This window comes from Pseudomonas sp. CROZ-RG-20F-R04-15 (genome assembly GCF_022662375.1).
In the GTDB taxonomy this organism is placed as follows: Bacteria; Pseudomonadota; Gammaproteobacteria; order Pseudomonadales; family Pseudomonadaceae; genus Aquipseudomonas.
Map to the genome: position 1 here is coordinate 15,316 of NZ_JAKNQL010000017.1, position 23,594 is coordinate 38,909.

Here is a 23,594-nt window from a genome sequence, read left to right on the forward strand (position 1 = left end):
GTGCGCAGATGGACGTGAGCGTATTTGGCACGGGCTATGTTGGACTAATACAAGCCGCCGCACTTGCAGATGTCGGTCATCGGGTTTTATGCGTGGATATTGACCCGAACAAGATTAAACAACTGCAACAAGCGGTACCGCCGATTAGCGAGCCCGGTTTGTCCAGCACTCTTGAGGAGAACATCAAGGCCGGCCGTCTGCTGTTCAGCACCCAGGCCAGCGATGCGGTCGAACACGCCGAACTGATCTTCATCGCCGTTGGCACCCCAGCCGATGAGGATGGCTCAGCCGACCTCAGCCACGTGCTCAACGTTGCCCGGCAGATCGCCTCGCACATGGAAGCCGACCGCACGCTGATCATCAAATCCACGGTGCCCGTGGGCACGGCGGATCAAGTGCTGGCCACCGCCAACAGCGAACTGCAACGCCGCGACAAGTCCCACCTGACCGTGCGTGTGGTCTCCAACCCGGAATTCCTCAAGGAAGGCAGCGCCCTCGCCGACTGCATGCGCCCGGACCGGATCATCGTCGGCACCCGCGACGACCAAGCCCGTGAGCAAATGAGCGAGTTGTACGCGCCGTTCTGCCGCAACCACGAAAAACTGATGTTCATGGACAACCGTAGCGCCGAACTGACCAAGTACGCCGCCAACGCGATGCTCGCCACGCGCATCAGTTTCATGAACGAACTGGCCAACCTCACTGAACTGCTCGGCGCCGACATCGAAGCGGTGCGCAAGGGCATCGGTTCTGATCCGCGGATCGGCTACCACTTCATCTATCCGGGCTGCGGCTTCGGTGGCTCGTGCTTTCCCAAGGATCTGCGCGCCCTGCTGCACACCGCCGAACACAACGGCATGCCGCTGAAACTGCTGCGCAGCGTCACCGACGTCAATGACCTGCAGAGGCACATCCTGTTCAGCAAACTCAAAGCGCAATTCCCCCAGGGACTGGCCGGCAAGTCGATCGCGATCTGGGGCCTGGCGTTCAAACCGAACACCGATGACATGCGCGAAGCGCCGAGCCGCTATCTGATGGACGCACTCTGGGCTGAAGGTGCCAGCGTGCAGGCCTACGACCCGGAAGCCATGTCCGAATGCCGGCGCCTTTACGGTTACCGCAACGATCTGCACCTGTGCGCCACCCGCGACGACACTCTGGAAGACGCTGATGCGCTGGTGATCTGCACCGAGTGGAAAAACTTCCGCGTGGTCGATTTCGAACTGCTCGCCGAAAAACTCCGTTCGAAGGTAATCATCGACGGTCGCAACCTGTACAACCCGGAACAAGTGGCGGCTGCCGGACTGCATTACAGCGGCATCGGTCTGCGCCACATTGCCCCTGAAGGGCTACGGCCATGAAGGTGCTGGTCACCGGTGCGGCCGGTTTCATTGGTGCCCATTGCGTGTTGCGGCTGATCCGCGACGGGCACGCGGTGGTCGGCCTGGACAATTTCAACGCCTACTACGATCCGCAACTCAAGCACGATCGTGTGCAATGGGTGCGTGAGCAGGTCGGCGATTTCCAGCTCGCCACGGTTGACCTGGCCGATGCCTCGGCCATCGAAGCACTGTTTGTCCGCGAACGCCCGCAAGTGGTGATTCACCTCGCCGCGCAAGCCGGGGTGCGTTACTCGCTGGAAAATCCACGGGCGTATCTGGACAGCAACCTCAGCGGCTTCCTCAACATTCTGGAAAATTGCCGGCATCACCCGGTCGAACACCTGATTTACGCCTCGTCGAGTTCGGTGTACGGCGCCAATCAGCACACGCCTTACTCTGTGAAGGACGGCGTCAACCACCCGCTCTCGCTGTACGCCGCCACCAAAAAAGCCAATGAACTGATGGCGCACAGTTACAGCCACCTGTTTGGCATTCCCAGTACCGGGCTGCGCTTCTTCACCGTGTATGGGCCATGGGGCCGGCCGGACATGTCGCCGATCCAGTTCGCCCGAGCGATCAGCGACGGCACGCCACTGAAACTGTTCAATTACGGCGCACACCAGCGCGACTTCACCTACATCGACGACATCGTCGAGAGCATCGCCCGGCTCACCGATCACCCGCCGCATGCCCACCCCGAATGGGATCGCGAGCACCCGGACGCCGGCACCAGCATGGCGCCGTGGCGGTTGTTCAATATTGGCGGCCACCACCCGGTGGAACTGAAAACCTATCTGGCGCTGATGGAAAAACACCTCGGCCAGAAAGCCCTTGTCGAGCTGTTGCCGCTGCAACCGGGCGACGTGCTCAACACCTGTGCCGAAACCGACGATCTGGCACAGGCCACCGGATTCCAGCCACGCATCGAGCTGGATGAAGGACTCGGACGCTTCATCGCATGGTTTCGCGACTACTACCCCACTGCCTATCGCCCACGCGCCGCTCGCGGCTGAACATCAGCGGAGGACTCCATGACTGGACATGAAAAAGGTGTACCGATCCAACAGCTGCAGCGTGACAAGCGCATCGATCCGGAGCAGCGCATGCGCCTGGATGCTGCGATTCACCGCCAGGGTCGCGGCTGGGTTACCGGTCGCGAAGGCGGTCGCCCGTGGCAACTGTCGCGCACCAATCGCGTGGTCGCCTGCCTCGGCGCCCTGATGATTCTGCTGCTGATTTCGCCGCTGTTGATCGGTCTGGCGCTGACCATCAAGTTCACCAGCGAAGGCCCGGTGATGTTCGTGCAAAAACGCACCGGTTATCGCGGTCGCAAGTTCGGCATGTACAAATTCCGCACCATGGTCGCCAACGCCGAAGAGTTGAAAGAGTCACTGCGTCACCTCAACAAGCACGGTGCCGACGCCATCGATTTCAAGATCGACCACGACCCGCGCATCACCCGCATCGGCGGTTTTCTGCGGCGCACCAGCCTCGATGAATTGCCCAATCTGATCAACGTATTCACCGGCGACATGCGCCTGGTCGGCCCGCGTCCGACCTCGTTCAACGCCTACCGCTACAAAGACAGTCACCTCGCCCGACTGGCGATCTACCCCGGAATGACCGGCCTGTGGCAGATCTCCGGACGCAGCAATATCGACTTCGACCAGCGCGTTGAGTTGGACCTCAGCTACATCGCCGAGCAGAGCCTTTTGCTTGATCTGAAGATTCTGTTGAAAACCCCCTTCAAAGTATTCAGCGGCCACGGAGCAAGCTAATGGACGGTTCAACCAACAAAAGCCTGAGCATCGCCAATCCCAGCGAATCGAACCTGACCTCGACCGTGCTGGATCTTGATCTGCGGATCCTGTTCCTGACCGCCGCCAACCCCGGCGCAGGCACCACCACCAGCGCAGTTGCACTGGCCAGCCAGTTGGCGCAAATGAGCAGCGGCCTGGTGCTGCTGGTCGACGCCAGCCAGTCGGCGAGCAACCTCACCCAGCAATTGAACCTGAGCAAGGAGCGCGGCCTGCGCGACCTGCTGTTCAACCCGGACAACCCGCCGCTGTTGCAGGACTGCGTGGTGCAGGTGTCGAGCCTGCCCTTCCACGTGCTGCCCAATGGCCGGCCGATCCGCACCATGGAACACCTGACCGCCGAGCGCCTGAGCCCGTTGCTCGATCAACTGGGCAGCCAGTACCGCTTCGTGGTGATCGACGGCGACGCGGTGTATTCCGCCGCCGACACGCTGGTGATCAGCACCCAGGTCGATGGCGTGGTGTTTGTCGTGCGCGCCGAAGACACCCGCTGGGAAGTCGCCCAGGCCGCGGTGCAACGTCTGACCCAGGCCGGAGCGAAAGTGGTCGGCAGCGTGTTCAACCGGCGCAAGTACTACATGCCCAAATGGCTTTACAAAAACCTGTAAGCAAACGCAAAGGATGACGCCATGAACGCCAAGATTCTTGTGCTGCTGATGCTGCCGCTTGCAGGCTGCTCAAGCAACTCCGACACCCAGAACATGCCGGTGAATATTCTCACCGCCAGCCCGGCCAACGCCCAGGCAACCGACATGCCGAAGATCGAGCAGACCCTGCGTCCGCAGGATGTGCTCGACGTGATCTTCCATATCAGCACCAGCGGCTCGGACGCGTACCGCGTGCAGTCGGGTGACCAGATCGGCCTGAACTTCACCGCCGCCAGCCAGCTCAACGGCAATCAACTGGTGCTGCCGGACGGCACCATCGAACTGCCGGGCGCCAATACCTCGGTGAAAATCGCCGGGCTGACCAGCGATCAGGCCCGCGAGGAAATCCAGCGCGCCTATCAGCGCAAGCAACTGTTCCAGCCCAATCGCAATCAGTTGACCGTGCAGATCATCAGCCCGCTGACCAATGAGCAGAACCTGAAAAGCGCGCTGAACCACCCGGCCACCGGCATGAGCCGCGAGATCACTGTCGGCACTGACGGCTACGCGAGTTTCCCGGAAATCGGCGCTGTGCCGCTGCAAGGCATGACCGTCAATCAACTGGAGACCTTCCTCAACAAGAAGTACGCGCAACTGCCCGGCCGGATGACCGTGGACGTGCTGCTGAAATCCACCGCCGGCAACGAAATCTATGTGCTCGGCGAAGTCGGTCAACCGGGTTCCTACCCGATCCGCCGGCCGGTTTCGGTGCTTGAAGCGCTGACCCTGGCCCGTGGCACCAACGTCAAGGCCCGTCTGGATTCGGTGGTGATCATGCGCCGCAACGGCAATCAGGTGCAGGCGGTGCGTTACGACGTCGAGAAAGCGCTGTCCGGCGATGCTTCGCAGATCGCGTACCTGCAACCGGACGACATGCTCTACGTGCCGAAAACCAAACTGGCCAGCGCCGGCGAACTGGCCCGCCAATTGGCTGACGTGGTGCTGTTCCAGGGCGTCGGGTTCAGCTTCGGCTACCGCGTCGACAACAAAGACAGCAACAACAACTGACTCTCAGGTGAACGACATGAATCCAAAGGAAAACTACCTGCATGAGTTCTTCAGGATCTTCTTCGCCAACAAGCAACTGGTGAAACGGGTCTTCCTGATCTTTGCAGTCATCGCCCTGCTCCTGCCGCTGGTGCTCAAACAGAGCTTCGATATCACCGCGCAGGTCATCGTGCAGTCGAAAAAACTCTCCCAGGGTGACGCCACCACGTCGCTCACGGTGGACAACGCCACGTTCATTCCGCCATCGCTGGCGGACATGGAAACCGAGAGCAATATCCTCCGTTCGCCGGCGCTGATCCGGCAGACCATCAGCGAACTGCGCGACAAGGGTGAATACACACCTTCGCCGGGCATCTTCAGCAAACTGGTGGCCGAACCGTTCAAGCGCTACATCAGCTCGCCGCTGCGTCAGTACGTGATCAACCCGGTGCGCAACGTGCTTGGACTTGAGACTGATCCGGTGCGCGACACCGCGCTCGACGCGCTGACCCAGCAAGCCATCGACAGTCTGAAAATCGAGACCCTGCCCGGCTCCAACGTGATCTCGATCGTCTACAGCTTCCCCGATCCGCATCAGGGCACAACGTTTGTTTCAGCCTTGCTGCAAAACTATCTGTTCAGCCGTCAGGCTTTGCAGTCGATCGACTTGCCGCAGTCCTTCTATGAGTCGAAAAAGCACCTCTATCAAGTGCGCCTCGATGGCCTGGAAGGCAATCGTCAAGCGTTGCTGGAAAGTGTCGGCTCGTCGGATCCGAAGGAAGAAATCACCTTCCGCCTCAACGCGATCAACACCGAAGAGCAAGCCCTGAACCTGTACCAGGATCGCCTGTTGCAGAGCCAGCGCTGGCTCGAATACCTGAAAACCGCGCTGGCCGCTGCCAGCAATAACAAGCTCAACGATTACACCTTCCCCTACACCTTCACCACCACCGTCGACAACGTGGCGTTCGAGGATCGGGAAATCAAACAGATGGGCGAACAACTGACCACCCAGGTCAGCCGCTACATGAATGACCTGGCGGTGTTCCAGCCTGGCAGCGAGCCGATGCTGTTGACCCGCGAGCAGATTGCCCGCACCCGTGGCCAGTTCCTCAAAGTGGTGAGCAACCGCATTCAGGAACGCACTAATGATCTGGCGGTGGTCAAGCAAGTGATCGATCAGAAAACCGCGCGCATCGCCGAGTTCAAGAACCGCATCCACGAGTTGCAGCAGACGCAAAGCAAGCTGCGGCAGATGGACACCGAAATCGATGCCCTGCACGCCGCCTTCTCGACTTACGCTCAGCGGTTTGCCGAAAGCAGCACCACCGGCGCGCTCAACGACGATCTGTCCAACGCCCGGGTGCTCAGCCCGCCGTTCGAACCGACCGAAGCGGCGTTCCCGAAACCGGGCCTGATCATTCCGTTCGGTTTGTTCACCGGGTTGCTGCTGGCAATTGCGCTGGTCTACGTGCGTGAGTTCTTCGATCACCGCTTCAAACACCCGGCGCAAATCAGCCACGAGCTGGGCGTACCGGTGCTGTTGGTGATCAACGATCAGAACGCGCTGCCGAGCAATCCGCACAAGAACTGGACAGTGCCAAGCTTCCTGCACTGGGTGCGCAATTGAGCAGCGCATCCTCCCCGACTGCCGCGCTGCCGATCATTCATTTGCTCAGCAGCGGCGGCTTCTATGGGGCCGAGCGGATGTTGCTGGATCATTGTCTGGCGACGCCGGGGCAGCATCAGGTGCTGTTTCTCGACGCGCCGCCAGAATTGATCCAACGCTTTCGCGAGGCCGGGGTGGACTGCCGCGGCTGTGCCGGGATTGGCGAATTACTCCGGCACTTGCGTCAGCGTCGCGGGGAAAAACCGCTGATCAATACGCATAATTTCAAAGGGCTGTTGTTCGGTTGGGTCGGCGCAACCCTGTTGCGTCTGCCGCTGGTGATCACTCAACACGGTTTTACTCCGCGCAGTCGCAAGCAGAAGTTCTACACCTGGCTGAGCCTGCAACTGTGCCGCACGGCGTCGGTGGACCGGGTGGTCTGCGTGGCGGAAAGCATCGCCACGCTGCACCGTCAGGCCAGCGTACGGGCGGATAAATTGCAGGTGATCCCCAACGGTTTGCCGGCCGCTGCGGCGCTGGTGCCGGACGCGGATCGGCAACGCTGGCTCGCCGGTTACGTCGGTCGCTTGAGCAGCGAAAAGGGCCCGGATCTGTTTCTTGATGCCTTGATCCCGCTGTGTCATCAGCATCCGCAACTGGACGCGGTGATGCTCGGCGATGGCCCGGAACGTGAGGCGTTGCAGGCACGAATCGACAACGCCGGTTTGCAACAACGGATTCGTTTGCCCGGTTACCAGATCGCCATGCAACCGTGGTGGCAGCAACTCGATGCGCTGGTGATCAGCTCGCGCACCGAAGGCACCCCGATGATTTTGCTCGAAGCCATGCAGGCCGGGGTGCCAGTGGTGGCGTTCGCGGTCGGCGGCATTCCCGATGTGCTCGAACACCGGCACAACGGCTTACTCGCCACACCGGCCGACTGCGCCGCCCTCGCCCGTCAGCTCGACACGTTGCTGAGCGAGCCGAAGCTGGCCCGGCAACTGCGCGACAACGCAAAACGCACGCAACAGGATCGCTACGACCTCAAGGCTCTGGCCGAACGCTGGTCGCAGCTGTACATCCGCACGGCACGGGAGGCACGCGCATGATTTTCCCGCTCTCGATCGTCAGTCTGCTCGGTCTGGTCTGCATCGGTTTGCTGGCCAGCCCTTATCCGTTTCTGGCGCCGGGGGCGGTGCTGGGCCTGGTGGGTTTCGCGGTGTTGTACCGCAAGCCGACCTGGGGTTTGCTCGGCATTGCCGCACTGGTGCCGTTCGAGGGCTTTTTCAAGGACACCTCGTTCTCCGGCAGCAAGCTCATCGGCGCTTCGCTGGCGGTGATCCTGATGCTGCAACTGGCGCTGCACCAGATTCCGTCGGAGCGCCTGCGCAGCAATATCTGGCGCTACTTGATCTGGTTCATGGCTCTGTACTTGCTGAGCCTGCTCAACACCGATGACATGGGCATGTCGCTCGGGCACCTTCGCGAGTTGAGTGTCGGGCTGATCCTGTTTGTCATCACCCTGCTGATCGGCCGCGAGCTGAACCTTGATCTGTTTGCCCGTCTGGTCACCCTCGCCGTCAGCACTACCTGCGCGATGGCGATGTTCTCGACCAGGTTCCAGGATCAGGGCCGTGCAGCGGGTTTGCTCGAAGACCCCAACGCGTTCGCCCTGCTGATCGCTTTTGCTGTGCCGATGGGACTGTTTCTGGTGATCCGCAGCCCGAACCTGCTGCACCGCTTGTTCTGGGGCGGTTGCTGCCTGCTGCTGTTGGGCGGCATGACCAAAACCGAATCGCGCTCGGGTCTGGTGGTATTGGCCTTGAGCCTGCTGATCGGCTGCTGGCACTACCGCACGCAACTGACCCGTATTCGGCCACGGCATCTGGGTTTCGCCATGCTCGGCGCGGCCATCGTGATTCCGCTGGCGATTTACGCGATGCCCGCCGGTTACCTCGCTCGGATTCAATCGCTGAGCGTGTTGAGCGCCGGCGCCAAAGGGCACGACGACGAATCCCTCGGCCGCCGCGCGTCGTACATCGTCGTCGGCAGCCAGATGATCCGCGAGAACCCGCTGCTCGGCTCCGGCCCCGGCACGTTCCCGCTGCACTACGCGACCACCGGTTACGCCAAGGCGTTTTCGGCCAACCGCAAGATCGGCGACCTCTATCGTCGCGCGCACAACACCTATCTGGAAATCTTCAGTGAGCTGGGAGTACCCGCCGGGTTGTTGTTCGTCGGCATGCTCGGCCTCGGTTTGTACAACCTGATTCGCGCACGGGCCGCGTGGATGCTGCGCGGCAATTCCTATCAGACAGATCTGATGACCCACCTGGGCGTGAGCTTCCTGTCGCTGACCTTGTTCCTGATGTTCCTCAGCGCGCCGAACCAGAAGTACGTGTGGATCATGCTCGCGCTGACCAGCGCGCTGCGCCTGAAAGCCGAGCAGGCACCCCTGACCACGGAGGCCCAGGCATGAGCCGGATCAGCATCGTCATTCCGATGTTCAACGAGGCCCGGCACATTGGCCGCACCTTGCTCGCCGCGCAAAAAGCCGCGTTCGCCGCCAATGTCGAGTGCGAGTTGATCGTGGTCGATAACGGTTCGACCGATGAAGGGCCGCACATTGCCCGTCAGTTCGGTGCACAAGTGCTGGTGCAGCCGGGTTTGTTGATCGGCGCCCTGCGCAATCGCGGCACGGCCGTCGCCACGGGTGAATGGCTGGCGTTCATCGATGCCGACATTGAAATGCCGGAGAACTGGCTCAAGCCGCTGTTCGACATTGAGGCCAGCGGTCAGGCCGATGTCTTCGGCCTTGATCTGCTCACTCCCGCCGAAGCGCCGTGGTACGCCACCGCCTGGCAACGCCGCACCACACGCGTGTCGTCGCAGGCGTCCCACGTCGTTGACTGGCTGCCCAGCTCTAACCTGCTGATGCGCCGTCGCTGGTTCGACAAGGTCGGCGGTTTCAACGAAACCCTGCGCACTGGCGAAGACAAGGAGTTGACCCTGCGCCTGCATGAACAGGGTGCGCGGCTGCTGTCGATCAATGACAACGTCGCCCTGCATTGGGGTTACGAAATGAACTGGCGCGAGTGGATGGGCAAAGAGATGTGGCGTCAGGGCAGTCACCTGCAACTGCTGCGCACCCACGGTTTCAGTCTGCGCCTGCTGCGTTTTCCGATGCTGTCACTGTTGGTGTGGTTGCTGGATTTTCTGGCGATCTCGGCGCTGCTCGACGGCTTTCCGCATCATGCGGCCGTCATGGTCATGCTGACACTGATACCGGGACTGGTCCTCAGCCTGCGCCAAAGCGCCAAACACCGGGACATCAGCCTGACCCTGCAACTGTGGGGCCTGCACTGGGTGCGTCTGCACCTGGCCGGCGCCGCGTTCATTCTGAGTCTGTGTCATTGGAACGCCAGGAGGCCTGCCCGTGGCTGAATTCATTTTCTGGATGTGCCTGTTGCTGCCGGTCTACGCCTATATTGGCTACCCGCTGCTGCTGACGATTCTGGCGCCGCTGTTCCCGGCCTGGCGCCACACGCCAGCGCCGCCACTGAACGTCAGCATCGTGATTGCTGCGCATAACGAAGCGCGGCATATCGAGCACAAGTTGCGTACGTTGCTGGCGCAGGATTATCAGCCGGCGACCCTGCAGATCATTCTCGCCAGTGACGGTTCGACCGATGACACGGTCGCGTGCGCACAAAAGGTCATTGACCCGCGTATCACCGTGCTCGACCTGCCGCGCCAGGGCAAAGCCGCAACGCTGAATGCGGGTGTAGCGCTGAGCACCGGCGACATTCTGGTGTTCACCGACGCCGACAACCAATGGTCACGCGAAACCCTCGGTTACCTGCTCGCGCCGTTGAATGATCCCAACGTCGGTGGTTGTGCCGGGCACATGGTCATCCCCGTGACTGGCGGCGGCTTGAGCGTCGGCGACAGCCTCTATCGGCATTACGAAGGCTGGCTGCGCCGGGTCGAGAACCGCACCGGTTGCATGGTCTCCGCCGACGGCGCCCTGCTCGCCTTGCGCCGGGAGTTGTTCCAGAACGTGCCGGCCGAGGTCAACGACGACTTCTTTATCAGCACTTGCGCACCGTTCGCGCACAAACGCATCGTCTATGTGCCGGAAGCGCAAGTGATCGACCACGGTGTCGATGAGGCGGACAAGCAATTCCGCCGCCGTCAGCGTGTCACCGTGGGTGGTCTGCAAAGCCTTGCCCAGCGCCGCGAGCTGCTCAATCCGCTGAAATATGGTCTGTACTCGATTGCGTTGATCAGCCACAAACTGATCCGCCGACTAGCGCCGATCCTGTTGTTGCCGCTGTTGCTGAGCAACTTCTGGCTGTGGGACGACCACGGTTTCTATCGCCTGGCCCTGATCGCACAACTGTTCGGCTACGCCATCGCGATTGCCGGGCTGCTGGATTCGCAACACCGCTTGCCGAAACCCTTCCGCCTCGCCGCGTTTCTGCTGGTCACCCTCGCCGGGATGAGTCTCGGTCTGTGGCAGTTCCTGCGCGGTCAGCGGTATGCCCAGTGGAATCCTGAACAGAACCGTTAAGAGGACCGAAGCCATGGCGATCAAACAACTGATAAAACGCACCAGTGGCTGGCTCTATCTCAACTCGTCTATGGGCCGTAACCAGTTGCACGGCGCCGGGGTGATTCTGATGCTGCACCGGGTGCTGGCGAACGACCGCGCCGCCGACCTGCCGCACCGCAATGAACTGTGCGTCGGGCCGAAAGCCTTCGAGCATTTGCTGGTGTGGCTGCGCAAACATTTCGATTGCGTACCGCTTATGGAAATCCTTCAGCCCAATTCGCTGCGCACCGAGCGCCCACGAGTGGCGCTGACCTTCGACGATGGCTGGCGTGACAACGCGGTCAACGCTTTTCCGCTGCTGCAAAAACATCAGGTGCCAGCGAGCATTTTCCTCTCCACCGATTTCATCGGCAGCCGTCAGCGCTTCTGGTGGGAAAGCCTCGGCGAAACCCTGTGGGGCAGCCATGGCGACAAGGCGCGGATGCATTTGATCGAATGCCTGCACACGCTGCATCACCCGTTGCCGGTGCTGCTCGATGACATCGACGTCGACCGCCGCAGCCTGGCGCTGCTGCATTACCTGCAAAGTCTGAAGTCGATTGACCCGCAGGAGCTGGAACAGCTGACCGATGAATGCCCGCAAGAGTCGCAACCGCAGGCGCTGGACTGGCATCAGGTGCGCGCGCTGGAAGCCTCCGGCCTCGTGCGTTTCGGCCCGCACGGTGCCAGTCACGCGATCCTCACCGGTCTTGACGATGTGCGCCTCGGCGAAGAAATCAGCCGCAGCCGCGATGCCCTGCACAACGGCTGCAACCGGCCATTACCGGTGTATTGCTACCCCAATGGCGACAACGATGACCGCGTGCGCCAACAGATCGCCAGCCATGACTATCCCTTTGCGCTCGGCACCGGCACCGGTATTTATCGCGGTGAAGGCAATCCGCTGAACCTGCCGCGCTTCGGCGTCAGCCAGCGCACCGCGCGCAATCCGGAGTTGCTGTCGTGGCGGATTTTTCGCGGGGCGCGGCCATGAGCCGAGGCAACTACCTCAAGCATCTGGCGCTGAGCATGGGCACCAAACTGGCGATGATCGCCCTGCGTTTGCTGCGCAATGTGCTGCTGGCGCGGATTCTCGGGCCAAGTGAACGTGGCTTGTTTGCCTTGCTCAGCACGTTGCCGGACTTGATCAGCGCCGCCACCAGCGGCGGGCTGAATTCGGCGGTCGGTTATCAGGCGGCCAAGCAACGGCCGATGGGCTTGTTGCTCAGTCAGGTGTTGGTGTTCGGCTGTTTGCTGGCGGCGCTGTTGACCTTGTTGGTGGTGGCGCTGGTGCGTGAGTTTGGCACTGAGCTGGATGTGACGGTGCAACTCGGCTTGCTCGCCTGGCTGTTGCTGCTGGCGGTGCCGCTGACCGTACTGAAAAGCGGCTTGCTGACGCTGCACAACGCCTCCGGTGGTGTGGTTGCGTTCAACGCCTTGCGTCTGGTCGAATCGCTGGCGCCGCTGTTGCTGTTTCTCGCGCTGTTCTGGATGTGGAAAAGCGCCGCCCTCGAAGCGGCGCTGATCAGTTGGCTGGCCGGCATCAGTCTGGTAGTGCTGGTCGGTTGGGTCTGGCTTAAACGCGCGCAACCGTTGCAGTTGCAATGGGACCGCGCCAGCCAGAAAGAACTGCTGCGCTACAGTGCGCGCAGCCATCCCGATCTGCTGTTCCAGCAAGTGATCCTGCGCTCGGATTATCTGTTTATCGGTGCTCTGCTCGGCAGCACCGCGCTCGGTCATTACGCGATGGCCAGCGCTGCCGCCGAGCTACTGCTGATCGTCCCGGAAGCGGTAACCACGCCACTGATGAAGCGCCTGCTGCAACAGGACGAAGGCATGGACAAGGTCACCCCGCTGGCCCTGCGCCTGACTGCCACGGTGATGCTCGGCGCCTGCCTGACCATGGCGGTGATTGGCGAGTGGCTGATCGTCACCTTGTTCGGTGCAGCGTACCAACCGGCGTATCCGGCGCTGCTCGCATTGCTGCCGGGGCTGTTGGGCCTGTGCTACGCGAGCATTTTGCGTCTGGATCTGCTCGGCAAGAATCGCCCAGGCACGGTGTCGTTGCTGATGGGTTTGGGGGCGCTGCTGAATCTGGCGCTGAACCTTGTGTTGATTCCCGCCTACGGCATCGTCGGCGCCGCGGCGGCGTCGTCGATTGCTTATCTGGCAGTGACCGTGGCGATGCTGGTGTTGTACTGCCGTTTAAGCGGCGTGCCGTTCTGGCAAACGTTGATCATTCTCCCTCGCGACATCACGCCGATGTGGCTGATGCTGCAACGGCGGAAAACCGCATGAAAGGCCTGGCCCTGCTGTTCGGTCTCGGCCTGTCGCTGGACGCCTTCGCCGCGTCGATGCGTTGGGGCGAGATCCGTGACGGCAGTCTGTACCTGCAAGCCGATCGCCCCGATACGGTGACCGTGCGCTGGACGCCAGCGTGGCAGGCAGACGCCAACGAAGAGCATCTGTATCTGCTCGATGGTCAGGGCAAACTGGCCGCTGATCGGTTCATCAAGGCCAGTGAAGTGCGTGGCAGTCAGAGCTGGCCATTGCTGCCCGGCGCGAGCAGTTATCGGCTGGAAATTCCCGGCTACAGCTTCCGCAATTATCGGGTTGAACACGACGAGCGCACGGTGGCGTTGTTCGCCCCGGCGAAAGTGCATTTCAGCGTCGACACCCGCAACGGCGACGAGTTGTATTTCAAAGTCGCAGCGGGTGAACACGCAGTGCTGGCGGGCAAGTTTCATGGTGGCGTCAGCGGCTTGCAGGCGCAGCGCGTCGGCGATGATCAGCAACGGACACTGGCGCTGAAACCCTATCGTGCTTATTGGCAGTTCGATCAGGTCGCCCTGCCCGTCAGTGAGCGAGAACAGATCTGGCGTCTGCGTTTGCAAGGCAGTGGCAAAGCGGCGTTCTGGCTCGATGGAACGGCGAATCTGTTTGCACAGAATCCGCAGCAACTGAAACCGCTGCGTGAAGACGCCGGCCAGACGCGTCTGGTCCTGCACGACAAAATCCTCGGACGCACGCCGGATCTCGGCGTCGCCCTGCCCTACGTGATGCCGCCGCCCGCCAGTCATGCCGCGCTCGATGCGCTGAAACCGACCGCCGCAAGTTACTACAGCTTTGTTGATGTGACGGCGAAGAATCCGCATTTCGAAGACGCGTTCCGCCAGGTCTATCAGGATCGTTTCGGCATCAAACAGGACATCACCCTGCTGGCCGGCAGTCAGCGTCAGGCCGATCTGCGCGCCGATGTGCAAAGCAACAGCGGCCTCGATGCATGGCTGGCCAGCACGCGTACGCTGGGCGGCAAAGGCACGCACTACATTGGTTTTGCCGACGAGCCGAACCTCAACTATTCCAGCTACGCGCAGTATCAAGCGATTTTCGCCAGCATGGCCCGCCAGGTGCGCAGCGATCCGGCGAATGCCAAGGCTGGCGTGCGCATTGCCATGCCGGCCAGTTCGCGGCTGGTCAACGGGCCGTTTGCCAACAACGCGGCAGACAAGCGCGGGATTGATTGGGCGCGGCGCTTGCTCAGCGAATCCGCTGATCAGGTCGACGCGCTGGCATGGCACGAATGGATGATCCGCGACCTGCTCGCCACCCGTGTCTACCGCGACAGCGTGCGCCGTGCTGCCGAGCTGGTCGGCCTCGACAGCAAAGGCCAGCCGCGCAAAGCCTTGCTGCTCGACCAGACCAACATGTCCAGCGGCTCCAGCCTTAGCCCCTACGATCAGGACACCCACTACGCTGCGCTGTGGTGGGCGTCGGTGGTGATCAACGCTTCGCAGGATGGTTTGCTGAGCATGCTCAGTTGGTTTCAGGCTGCCGATGAGCCGCAGTATCCCAAGGGCATGTTGCGGGTCTCGGCCGATGAACAACACTTCGAGTTGAAACCCGTTGGTCTGGCCCAGCAGTTCATTGCCCAGCACTGGCTGCATCGGGTGCTGTGGCTGGAAAACGATGCCTTTGAAGTCGATGTGCTGGCGATGGCCGGCGACGATCAACGTGGCCTGCTCGGGGTGAACAAAGGCACGCGCTTGCAGCGTGTCGACTTGAGCGGTGCCAAATGCCCGCTGAACAACGGCGCCCTGCGCTACTTCGGTGCTGACAATCGCAGTCGCGACGCGCCATTTACCTGCCAGGACGGGCGTGTGCGTTTCGAGCTGCCGGGGCAAACCCTGTTCGCCCTCAGCTGGAGCGCTTCATGAACCGTCCGTTGATGTTCAGCCGCGCGGGCCCGTGGCCGCGCGATGCCTCGTCATCAGGAGCCAAGACCATGAACGCTGTGCAAAAACTCAGTCAACACATCAAGCAGAAAGGCCTGCGCGCCACCCTCGCCAAAGCGTGGAAACACTACGTTTTTTCCCATCAGGAACTGTTGTGGATGGAGCGCGACCTGGTCAGCCCGGTGCCACCGCACAACCTTAAGCCCTATCCGCCACTGCGGGTGGTGAAGATCACAGCGGACAACGCCAGCGCCTTCGCCCGCTACTTCGGCGACCGCGTCGGCACCATGGCCGAACTGGCCAATGAGGGCCACACCGGGCACATGCACCTGGACGATCAGGGCGACGCCGTGGCGTTTATCTGGGGCAGCTCGCGGGACTATTTCGACCGGCACTACTACGGCTGCCTGTTCCCGGTGAAACCCGGTGAGTTCTTCGAATTCGGCGGCGAACTGACCCGCGCCTACTGGGGCAGCGAGTTGTCGGTGGATCTGCAACTGGAGTTGTGGAAAGCCATGGCCGCGCAAGGTTGCGACAAGGTGGTCGACGTCTGCGAATTCCACAACATCCCGGCGCTCAAGCTGCACCTGCGCATGGGCTACACCGAGCAGAACCGCATCATGAATGTGTACACCCTGTTCGGTCGCTGGCGCTTCTACCGCGAAAGCCGCTACAGCGGTTCGCGTCTGGATGCACTGCGCAAACCCTCCCGTCCACCCGTAACGGCCACGGCGGCCTGAGCTTATGGTGATGCGATTCGAATGGCGCACATCAATGTGCGCTGCCGATTTCCCCGAAGCGGCGTATGAAGCGCTGCGCCTGCGGGTGACGGATCACACGCCGTTTAACCACCTCGGTTGGTTGTGCGCGGCCGAACAGGCTCTTGGCGAGGGTGAGCGTTTGCACATCCTGCTGGGTTGGGAGGCGGACGAATTGCGTCTGTGTCTGCCGCTGGTGGCGAGTCGCGAGCGCTTTGCCGGGGTACCGTTTCGGGTGCTGCATCACTTGGGGTATCCGCTGGCCGATCGCTTGGCGCTGTTGTCTTTGCTCGGCAGCGAAGACATGCGTCAGGCGCTGAACGTGATTCGCCAACGACTGCCCCACGCGCTGTTGCAGCTGAATGAATTGTCCGAGCCTGCCGGTGAAGAAAGCGCGCTCACCGAGTGGATGGCGCGCAGTTCAACCGGTGAACGACGGCTGAGTTGCCGGGTGCCGGTGCATCTGATCAGTGAAGCCGATCATCAGGAAGTCTCCGGCGACCCGCGTTACAAGCTGCGTCGAGCGCGCAAGCGGATTGCCGCGTGCGGTGCCGAAGTGCGGCAGATCACTCCCGATGCGCTGAGCATGGGCCCATTGCTGCAGGTCATCAGCGAAGTCGAAGCGGTGAGCTGGAAAGGTGACGAAGGCGTGGGGATTTTTGCCAGCGAGCGTAGCCGCCAGATGATCGAGCGTGCCTTCACCGCGCTCGCCGGCCAAGGCCTGGTGCGCGTAGTGACGCTGGAACTGAATGGCCGCTGCATCAGTTATCGCCTCGGTCTGCTGGAGCAAGGTCGGCTATACGATTACAACCTCGCCTTCCTGCCGCAATACGCTGATCTGGGCAGTGGTCGAGTGCTGCTGGAGGAATGGATTCGCTGGGGGCTGGAAGATAACTGGCGCTGGATCGATGCCTCGCGGGTCAGTCTGGAAAATTCCAGCCATCAACTGCACGAACGCATGACCGGACAACTGGAGCACTGGCGCTGGAGTTTTTATTCCTGGCGGCCGAGTGGCCTCCTTCTTGGTTTCGGCCTGCGCCTGTGGCATCGACTTAAACCGCACGTACAAACGTGGCGGGCACGCCGTGCCGGGCAAGCCAAATCTGTATTGAAACCTGTCGCGATCACCACGGAGGGCGAACATGCCTCGCCAAGTCATAGTCAACGCTGACGATTTCGGCCTTAGTCCGAACGAAAATGCGGTGATCTTCGCCGCGTTTCAGGCCGGGGTCATCAGTTCTGCCACCGCCATGGCCAACATGCCGGCGTTTGAAGCCGCGTGTGCCATGGCGCGGCATCCGACTCTGCAAGGTCGCGTCGGGCTGCACTTCAACCTGACTTACGGACGCCCGCTGAGTCAGGCAATTGTGGCCCGTCGCACCTTCTGCGATGACTTCGGCGTGTTCGATCTCAGCCTGCCGCGTCACAGTTTTTGGCTCGCGCGCGAAGACCGGGATGCGGTGCGTGAAGAGTTGCAGGCGCAGTGGCAGCGTTGCGTCGATCACGGTGTACGTCCCAGCCATATCGATTCGCATCAGCACGTGCACAACATCTGGCCGATCGGCGAGATCGTTGCGCGGTTTGCCGCGCATCAAGGGGTGCCGATTCGGCTGGCACGCAATCTGGGGCAAAACCTCAATCTGCCCAAACGCGTGTTCAAGGGTTTGCTCAACTGGCGACTGCGGAGTCTGGCCGGTGTCACCGCTGACTATGTGTGCACGCCAATCGACCTGCGCAACGACAGCGCGCCGACCGACGGCGTGCTGGAAATCGTTGCGCACCCAACGCAACTCGGCGCCGATTTTGGTGACGCCTATCTCAACCCCGAGGAATCCCTGAGCCGCGTGCTAGAGCTGCGGCTGTCAGGGGTTTCGCGAGTTTCCTATAGCGATCTGAACAAGGATTTTCTACGCGGTGCGACAGCACTCGACTGAGTTACATACCTTGCAATACTTTCGAAGATGGCACTTTGAAATGAACTTGCACGGGTGATCTATACCCACCAAAGCACCATCCACAACACCCGGGCTGCGGCCACGGAGGGCATCATGAGCGTGATCGAAAAACTACAAGAACGTATCCGGCAAAAAGGCCTCGGCCGCACGTTTAGCACGTTGTGGAAACGCTACGTGTTCTTCCATTGGGAGCTGTTGTGGATGGAGCGCGACCTGGTCAGCCCGGTGCCGCCACACAAACTGCGTCCTTACGATGGGCTGCGCAAAGTCGATATCACCCCGGAGAATGCCGTGGCGTTCAGCAAGCATTTCGGTGACCGCGTGGAGACCATGGCCGAGCTGGCCACTGAGGGGCACACCGGGCACATGTACCTCGATGCTGACGGCCACGCTGTCGCGTTTATCTGGGGCAGCATTCGTGATTATCACGACCGTCACTATTACGGCTGCACCTTCCCGGTGAAGCCCGGCGAGTTCTTTGAATTCGGTGGTGAGATGACTCGTGCGTATTTCGGCAGCAGCCTGTCGGTGGACGTGCAGGTGGCGCTGTGGGAGGCAATGGCGGCGCAGGGTTGCGACAAGGTCGTGGATGTTTGCGAGACGCACAATATTCCGGCGCTGAAGCTGCATATCCGCATGGGCTATCACGAGCAAGGGCGTGTGATGAACGTCTACTGCCTGTTCGGTCGCTGGAAGTTTTTCCGCGAAACGCGCTATGAGGGTTCACGACTGGAACCGCTGCGCAAACCGGGGCGGCCGGTGGTGAGTGCGGCGGCGCAGGCTTGATTCAAACTCGAGATATCTGGCGGTAGTCAGGCCGTCTTCGCGAGCAGGCTCGCTCCCACATGGGTTTTGTGTACTACACAGATCCAATGTGGGAGCGAGCTTGCTCCGGGCGGCGTTCCGACGAAGGGGCCAGTGAAGGCAATGAAAGATTTCAGGCTTTGCTGGCGACCAAGGTAAAGCACATCGGCATCTGCGCTTGCTGATTCAAATACCGGTCATACGCCTCCTCCCGATTCGAATGCGCATACTCCTTGAAGTGCGCAATATTCAGCCCCGCCGCAATCGCAGCGCTGAAGATGGCGCCAAGGTTATGCACAAACCAGTACGACTTCGCCGCCTGCTGCTCAACCTTGCCGACATAGACAATCGGTTCTTCCTGCACAAACGGTTCGGCGCGGAAGTACGAACTGGCGAGGCGATACGGATCCACTGCGTCGGGATCGACCATTTCCAGAAAAGGATGGGTTTCGTAGATCACCAGTTTTCCGCCCGGTTTCAGGGTCGAGGCGACGTGGCGGAAAAACTCGCCGATGTCCGGCATCCAGTTCAAAACACCAATGGTGATCAGCGCCACATCGAAGCGATTGTGCAAGGACGCTGGCAAATGATGGATATCGCTTTCGATGAACTCGGCGCTGTGCGGTGAACGCTTGTTCAGCTCACGCGCCTGATCGAGAAACGCCGCCGACTGGTCGACACCGACCACGCTCCTGGCACCGAGCGCAAACAGCGACAGACTCTCACGGCCATTGTTGCAGCCCAGTTGAATCACATCTTTGCCGTCAACCTCCAGCAACCCGCTCAACGTCTCATCAAGGCAGGAGAAATCCACCTGTGCGACTTCGCCGAGCAAGGCCTGCCAATCAGGCGAATCCTGGTGATGGCGGGCGGAATCGTTCCACGCCTGTCGATTGCTCTCGATGGCGGTTTTATTGTTGGGCACTTCCATGGCGCACTCCGGACGATGCTCGTGATTGAGCGAATCCGAGTCTAGATCAGCCCGGTAATTGCGGTTGTTGCAAACTTGTAAGCTCCTACATACCAGGGTGTTCTTGCCTACAAATGTCGGCGAATTATCAAAACAGATAAAGGACACGGCTGACTATTCAACTCTGCTCACGTGGATACCCTCACAAAGCGCAGTCATCCGACGCGCACAAAAATGGCTAAGGAGGTTTAACCATGAGCCAGACTTTGACGAATTTCGACGTGATAGCACTGCTGGACAGTGACGAAGCCATCAGCGAATACCTGTCCCAGGTTCTTGCAGACGGGGATAACGAAGAGTTTCTTCGCGCAATCGGCTATGTGCTCAAGGCCTGCGCACAACCGGGGCACGTGATCAATCACCCGGTTGCTTGAATGCAGGGCAGCTATAGTTAACAGCCTTGGGGAAAACCGCACTCGCAGGTGCCGCCATGCATATGCTCGCTCGGCTGTTGTTGACTGGCTGTCTGCTCGCTGCCACTCAGGCGCAAGCGCTGGACAGCAATTTCAATTATTACGGGCCCAACCAGCCCTTCGCCCACCCTGCCCCGTATTCACTGAGTTCGACGCCGCCCAAACCTTACGACGATACGGCGCCACAGGATTTTCTGGTGATCCCGGGTGACCATGAGTTCTACGATTCACAACTGCCGACCGTGGCGGATGCGACGGTACGGGTGTTTATCCGCACGTACGATGCCGAGCGCGGGATTTATGTGAATGACGAGGTGCTGGATCCGGGTTGTTTGCTGGAGTGTTTGAGTCGGCAGCAGCATTGATCCGGGTTGCCCAAACATTCTGCAGACGCCAGATAACCCTGTGGGAGCGAGCCTGCTCGCGAAGGCGGTGGACCAGTCAACATTGATGTCGGCTGACATGGCCTCTTCGCGAGCAGGCTCGCTCCCACAGGGGAAATGCGGTGTGTCTGGGTTACCACTGCCGTTTGTCGGGGCGGGCGAGGCCGAGTTTTTCGATGCGGTAGCGCAGCATGTCGCGGCTCAGGCCGAGCAGGCGCGCGGACTTGGTGACGTTCCAGTCGGTCTTGTCGAGCATCTTGCGCACCATGTCGCGCTCGACTTCCGGCAGGTTCATCGACTCGGTGTTGCTCGCCGGACGCGGTTCGTAGTGCATCGGTGCTTCATGAATATGCAGCGGCGGCTCGTCGACCAGGCTCATGCACACGTTGAGCTGATGCGCGGCGATGGTGTCGCTCGGCGCCAGCAGCACGGTCTGCTCGAGCATATTGCGCAGTTCGCGCACATTGCCCGGCCAGGTGTAACTGAGCAGCAACTCTTCGGCCTGCTGACTGAAATGCAGATTCGGTTTGCCATAGCGCTTGCCGTGACTGGCGAGGAAGTGCCGCGCCAACAGCAGAGTATCGTCGCCCCGGGCAAACAGGCGCGGCACCTTGATCGAAATGATCCGCAAGCGGAAAAACAGATCGCGGCGGAATTTGCCCTGCTGCACCATCTGCTCAAGGTTGCAGTTGGTTGCACTGATCACCCGCAGATTGACCTTGCGCTCCTTCACCGAGCCAACCCGGCGAATGGTGCGGTCCTCCAGCAACTTCAAAATCTTTGCCTGCAACAGCAGGTCCATTTCACCAATTTCATCGAGAAACAGCGTGCCGCCATCCGCCGCTTCCACCAGACCAACGCGACGATCCTTGGCATCGGTGAACGCGCCTTTCTCATGCCCGAACAGCTCTGACTCGACCAGATTCGAAGGAATCGATGCGCAGTTGAATTCAATAAACGGGCCTTTGCTGCGCGGGCCGTCGAAGTGCAATGCCCGGGCCACCAGTTCTTTGCCGGTGCCGGTCTCGCCTTCGACTAAAACCGGCGGCAGATCGGTGTTGGCCATGCGTCGCTCGGCGTCGAGCAACTGGCCGATGGTGTTCTTCAGGTATTGCATCGGCGCCGAATCACCAATCAGCGCCTGCACCCCGGATTTCTGCGCCTCGCGTTCCTGATAGAACGACAGCGTGCGCTCCATCCGTTCGGTGGCCAGGGCCTTGTCGAGCAGCAGTTTGAGTTCCTGCAGCGCGACCGGTTTGGTGACGTAATGAAAGGCGCCCTCCTTCATTGCCACCACCGCATCTTCGACATTGCCGTAACCGGTCATCATGATCACTTTCAGATCCGGCGCGCTGACGCGCAGCTTCTGGATCAGGTCGTGGCCGCTCATGCCCGGCAGCGAGTTGTCGGTCAGCACAATGTCGGGCATGAAGGTTTCCAGTTGCGCCAGCGCGTCTTCGGCCGAATGGCAGACGGTCACCTCGAAGTCCTTGCGCTCCAGGTAGGTCTGAATATTCTCGGCCAGCAGTTCGTCATCCTCGACCAGCAGAATGCTGTGTTCCATATTCCCCTCCCGATGCCACTTTGAAGTTGAGACTGACGCGGGTTCCTTCCTGCTCTTTGCTGGTCAAGACGACCGAGCCCTGAAAACGCTCCATGATTCTTTTGACCAACGCCAGGCCAACCCCTAGGCCGCCCTGTTTGGTGGTGAAAAACGGTTTGAACACCAACAGTTGCTGCTGCGCGCTCATGCCCTTGCCGGTATCGCTCACGGTCATGCGCACGCTGTCGGGCTGCGGCGATTCGAATTCGACGCTGAGTACACCGCCCTTGGGCATGGCTTCCAGGGCGTTGGCAAACAGGCTATTGAGTATTTGCGTGAGCAACACCTTTTGACTGACGACCGGCGCGCAGTGTTGCGGCCTGAATCGCACTTCGACGCCACTGCGTTTGATCAATGCATCAAATGCGCCAAAGGTGTCTTCAACCGCCATCACCAGATCCACCGCCTCGCCGTCGTCATTCATCGGCCGCAGCGACACCAGCAGCTCGCGCACCCAGCGTGACATCCGATCAACCTGGCTGATGATGTCGCCAATATTGCGTTGCGCGCCGGGGCTGGCGACTTCCTGTGCCAGTTCGGCGCTGGAACGAATGGTCGCCAGCGGATTGCGCAGGCTGTGCGCCACCGCCGAGGACATCTCGCCGAGGGCGACAAAGGTTTCGTTGCTGATCAATTGTTGCTGCTGGCTCTGCAGCAGTTTCGCCGCACGACGGACGATCCAGAACAAGGCGAGAAAGATTGCCGCACCGCCGAAGCAGGTCGCTGCCCAGATCGAGGCGAATCCACGGTCGATGCGATCGACCAGATCCGCCGGTTCCTTGTAGATTTCGACCATGGCGATGACTTTGCTTTTATCGGCGTTGAACATCGGGATGTAGTTCTCGATGAACAGGTATTTCGGTTCGCGCAGCAACTGCTGCTCGGGCTTCTCATCGTCGATCTTGTGGTAACTGGAGGACACCGCGACTTTCATCTCGAACGACTCGTCGAGCTCGTCGTCATCCTCGAATTTGACCCCGATCAGTTCCGGATTGGTCGACCAGATCACCGTGCGATCCAGTGCATAAACCGTGGCCAGGAGAATGTCCGGCAAGTTCTCGACGTGGTCGAGAAACTCGGCGCGGGCCGCCGCATGGGCACCCGGATCGACATCGGGAAAGTTGTCGTCCTGACGCGGGTCGAGCATTTCGCCCATGGTTCGCGCAGGGGTGATGCCTGCATGGCGTATCTCTGCCGCGCCGATGGCCTGAACAAATTGCGCGGTCAGCAGCGCATCGCGCTCGACACTTTCGGTGACCACAAAACGCGTGGAGATGTAACCGAGCCCCAGCGCCACGGCGGCGATGATGAAAAAACTCGCAAGCGAGAACCAGCGCAGCAGATTGAACTGTTCGCGCCAACTTTTGCCCATTGCCGCCGGCGTGTCCGGCGCAGATGTTTTTTGTGCTTCCAGTCGCTGCATGGGAGTGCCCTGGA

The 23,594-nt window shown here is 60.7% G+C and carries 21 protein-coding genes and 1 pseudogene; 19 read left to right on the forward strand and 3 right to left on the reverse strand.

What is annotated here, in order from left to right; translation table 11 throughout:
- Positions 1-8: 8 nt before the first annotated feature.
- From L8H52_RS21585 to L8H52_RS21665, 17 genes are all read left to right on the forward strand, one after another.
- Entirely contained in the window at positions 9-1,361 is a 1,353-nt protein-coding gene (locus tag L8H52_RS21585) for a UDP-glucose/GDP-mannose dehydrogenase family protein (RefSeq protein ID WP_242208720.1), read from the forward strand.
- Positions 1,358-2,395: an NAD-dependent epimerase gene (locus L8H52_RS21590; RefSeq protein ID WP_242208719.1), complete on the forward strand. Its 1,038-nt coding sequence runs from the start codon at positions 1,358-1,360 to the stop codon at positions 2,393-2,395. Before L8H52_RS21585 ends, L8H52_RS21590 begins: the two co-directional genes overlap by 4 nt.
- 18 nt (positions 2,396-2,413) lie before the next feature.
- On the forward strand, positions 2,414-3,160 hold the full coding sequence (locus tag L8H52_RS21595) for a sugar transferase (RefSeq protein WP_242208718.1): 747 nt from the start codon (positions 2,414-2,416) through the stop codon (positions 3,158-3,160).
- Positions 3,160-3,807, forward strand: coding sequence for a CpsD/CapB family tyrosine-protein kinase (locus L8H52_RS21600; protein ID WP_242208717.1), 648 nt, complete (start codon positions 3,160-3,162; stop codon positions 3,805-3,807). Before L8H52_RS21595 ends, L8H52_RS21600 begins: the two co-directional genes overlap by 1 nt.
- A 21-nt stretch (positions 3,808-3,828) precedes the next feature.
- Positions 3,829-4,854, forward strand: coding sequence for a polysaccharide biosynthesis/export family protein (locus L8H52_RS21605; RefSeq protein ID WP_242208716.1), 1,026 nt, complete (start codon positions 3,829-3,831; stop codon positions 4,852-4,854).
- Positions 4,855-4,870: 16 nt separating this feature from the next.
- Complete coding sequence (locus tag L8H52_RS21610; RefSeq protein ID WP_242208715.1) at positions 4,871-6,463, forward strand: Wzz/FepE/Etk N-terminal domain-containing protein; 1,593 nt, start codon at positions 4,871-4,873, stop codon at positions 6,461-6,463.
- Entirely contained in the window at positions 6,460-7,551 is a 1,092-nt protein-coding gene (locus L8H52_RS21615) for a glycosyltransferase family 4 protein (protein ID WP_242208714.1), read from the forward strand. Before L8H52_RS21610 ends, L8H52_RS21615 begins: the two co-directional genes overlap by 4 nt.
- The gene (locus L8H52_RS21620; RefSeq protein WP_242208713.1) at positions 7,548-8,921 is read left to right on the forward strand and encodes an O-antigen ligase family protein; all 1,374 of its coding nucleotides are present in this window, start codon (positions 7,548-7,550) and stop codon (positions 8,919-8,921) included. Before L8H52_RS21615 ends, L8H52_RS21620 begins: the two co-directional genes overlap by 4 nt.
- Complete coding sequence (locus tag L8H52_RS21625) at positions 8,918-9,886, forward strand: glycosyltransferase (RefSeq protein ID WP_242208712.1); 969 nt, start codon at positions 8,918-8,920, stop codon at positions 9,884-9,886. The genes L8H52_RS21620 and L8H52_RS21625 overlap by 4 nt, the downstream gene beginning before the upstream one ends.
- On the forward strand, positions 9,879-11,015 hold the full coding sequence (locus L8H52_RS21630) for a glycosyltransferase family 2 protein (RefSeq protein WP_242208711.1): 1,137 nt from the start codon (positions 9,879-9,881) through the stop codon (positions 11,013-11,015). Before L8H52_RS21625 ends, L8H52_RS21630 begins: the two co-directional genes overlap by 8 nt.
- 13 nt (positions 11,016-11,028) lie before the next feature.
- Positions 11,029-12,030, forward strand: coding sequence for a polysaccharide deacetylase family protein (locus L8H52_RS21635; protein ID WP_242208710.1), 1,002 nt, complete (start codon positions 11,029-11,031; stop codon positions 12,028-12,030).
- Entirely contained in the window at positions 12,027-13,334 is a 1,308-nt protein-coding gene (locus L8H52_RS21640) for an oligosaccharide flippase family protein (RefSeq protein WP_242208709.1), read from the forward strand. The genes L8H52_RS21635 and L8H52_RS21640 overlap by 4 nt, the downstream gene beginning before the upstream one ends.
- On the forward strand, positions 13,331-15,253 hold the full coding sequence (locus L8H52_RS21645) for a hypothetical protein (RefSeq protein ID WP_242208708.1): 1,923 nt from the start codon (positions 13,331-13,333) through the stop codon (positions 15,251-15,253). Before L8H52_RS21640 ends, L8H52_RS21645 begins: the two co-directional genes overlap by 4 nt.
- A gap of 68 nt (positions 15,254-15,321) precedes the next feature.
- Positions 15,322-16,011 carry an N-acetyltransferase gene (locus tag L8H52_RS21650; protein WP_242208739.1) on the forward strand — a complete coding sequence of 230 codons (690 nt, stop codon included), beginning with the start codon at positions 15,322-15,324 and terminating at the stop codon, positions 16,009-16,011.
- 4 nt (positions 16,012-16,015) lie between these two features.
- Entirely contained in the window at positions 16,016-17,200 is a 1,185-nt protein-coding gene (locus tag L8H52_RS21655; RefSeq protein ID WP_242208707.1) for a GNAT family N-acetyltransferase, read from the forward strand.
- Complete coding sequence (locus L8H52_RS21660; RefSeq protein ID WP_242208706.1) at positions 17,172-17,963, forward strand: ChbG/HpnK family deacetylase; 792 nt, start codon at positions 17,172-17,174, stop codon at positions 17,961-17,963. The genes L8H52_RS21655 and L8H52_RS21660 overlap by 29 nt, the downstream gene beginning before the upstream one ends.
- Positions 17,964-18,077: 114 nt before the next feature.
- A complete protein-coding gene (locus L8H52_RS21665) occupies positions 18,078-18,770 on the forward strand; it encodes an N-acetyltransferase (RefSeq protein WP_242208705.1) in 693 nt (230 codons plus the stop codon).
- Positions 18,771-18,921: 151 nt separating this feature from the next.
- Here the strand turns inward: L8H52_RS21665 and L8H52_RS21670 are convergent, their stop codons facing one another.
- Positions 18,922-19,719: a class I SAM-dependent methyltransferase gene (locus L8H52_RS21670; protein ID WP_242208704.1), complete on the reverse strand. Its 798-nt coding sequence runs from the start codon at positions 19,717-19,719 to the stop codon at positions 18,922-18,924.
- A 233-nt stretch (positions 19,720-19,952) separates the two neighbouring features.
- On the opposite strand from L8H52_RS21670, the pseudogene L8H52_RS21675 reads away from it, so the two are divergent.
- Together L8H52_RS21675 and L8H52_RS21680 are read left to right on the forward strand one after the other, a co-directional pair.
- Positions 19,953-20,090, forward strand: a pseudogene (locus tag L8H52_RS21675) (transcriptional regulator); the annotation flags it as partial.
- Positions 20,091-20,188: 98 nt separating this feature from the next.
- Positions 20,189-20,536: a hypothetical protein gene (locus L8H52_RS21680; protein WP_242208702.1), complete on the forward strand. Its 348-nt coding sequence runs from the start codon at positions 20,189-20,191 to the stop codon at positions 20,534-20,536.
- A gap of 151 nt (positions 20,537-20,687) precedes the next feature.
- Here L8H52_RS21680 and L8H52_RS21685 read toward each other — a convergent pair whose 3' ends face one another.
- Both L8H52_RS21685 and L8H52_RS21690 read right to left on the reverse strand, forming a co-directional pair.
- A complete protein-coding gene (locus tag L8H52_RS21685; protein WP_242208701.1) occupies positions 20,688-22,118 on the reverse strand; it encodes a sigma-54 dependent transcriptional regulator in 1,431 nt (476 codons plus the stop codon).
- A complete protein-coding gene (locus L8H52_RS21690) occupies positions 22,087-23,580 on the reverse strand; it encodes an ATP-binding protein (RefSeq protein ID WP_242208700.1) in 1,494 nt (497 codons plus the stop codon). The genes L8H52_RS21685 and L8H52_RS21690 overlap by 32 nt, the downstream gene beginning before the upstream one ends.
- Between the last annotated feature and the right edge of the window lie 14 nt (positions 23,581-23,594).

Coding starts and splice junctions, on each gene's coding strand:
- L8H52_RS21585 (WP_242208720.1), top strand. CDS start 9: ATGGACGTGAGCGTATTTGGCACGGGCTATGTTGGACTAATACAAGCC.
- L8H52_RS21590 (WP_242208719.1), top strand. CDS start 1,358: ATGAAGGTGCTGGTCACCGGTGCGGCCGGTTTCATTGGTGCCCATTGC.
- L8H52_RS21595 (WP_242208718.1), top strand. CDS start 2,414: ATGACTGGACATGAAAAAGGTGTACCGATCCAACAGCTGCAGCGTGAC.
- L8H52_RS21600 (WP_242208717.1), top strand. CDS start 3,160: ATGGACGGTTCAACCAACAAAAGCCTGAGCATCGCCAATCCCAGCGAA.
- L8H52_RS21605 (WP_242208716.1), top strand. CDS start 3,829: ATGAACGCCAAGATTCTTGTGCTGCTGATGCTGCCGCTTGCAGGCTGC.
- L8H52_RS21610 (WP_242208715.1), top strand. CDS start 4,871: ATGAATCCAAAGGAAAACTACCTGCATGAGTTCTTCAGGATCTTCTTC.
- L8H52_RS21620 (WP_242208713.1), top strand. CDS start 7,548: ATGATTTTCCCGCTCTCGATCGTCAGTCTGCTCGGTCTGGTCTGCATC.
- L8H52_RS21625 (WP_242208712.1), top strand. CDS start 8,918: ATGAGCCGGATCAGCATCGTCATTCCGATGTTCAACGAGGCCCGGCAC.
- L8H52_RS21635 (WP_242208710.1), top strand. CDS start 11,029: ATGGCGATCAAACAACTGATAAAACGCACCAGTGGCTGGCTCTATCTC.
- L8H52_RS21640 (WP_242208709.1), top strand. CDS start 12,027: ATGAGCCGAGGCAACTACCTCAAGCATCTGGCGCTGAGCATGGGCACC.
- L8H52_RS21645 (WP_242208708.1), top strand. CDS start 13,331: ATGAAAGGCCTGGCCCTGCTGTTCGGTCTCGGCCTGTCGCTGGACGCC.
- L8H52_RS21650 (WP_242208739.1), top strand. CDS start 15,322: ATGAACGCTGTGCAAAAACTCAGTCAACACATCAAGCAGAAAGGCCTG.
- L8H52_RS21655 (WP_242208707.1), top strand. CDS start 16,016: ATGGTGATGCGATTCGAATGGCGCACATCAATGTGCGCTGCCGATTTC.
- L8H52_RS21660 (WP_242208706.1), top strand. CDS start 17,172: ATGCCTCGCCAAGTCATAGTCAACGCTGACGATTTCGGCCTTAGTCCG.
- L8H52_RS21665 (WP_242208705.1), top strand. CDS start 18,078: ATGAGCGTGATCGAAAAACTACAAGAACGTATCCGGCAAAAAGGCCTC.
- L8H52_RS21670 (WP_242208704.1), bottom strand. CDS start 19,719: ATGGAAGTGCCCAACAATAAAACCGCCATCGAGAGCAATCGACAGGCG.
- L8H52_RS21680 (WP_242208702.1), top strand. CDS start 20,189: ATGCATATGCTCGCTCGGCTGTTGTTGACTGGCTGTCTGCTCGCTGCC.
- L8H52_RS21685 (WP_242208701.1), bottom strand. CDS start 22,118: ATGGAACACAGCATTCTGCTGGTCGAGGATGACGAACTGCTGGCCGAG.
- L8H52_RS21690 (WP_242208700.1), bottom strand. CDS start 23,580: ATGCAGCGACTGGAAGCACAAAAAACATCTGCGCCGGACACGCCGGCG.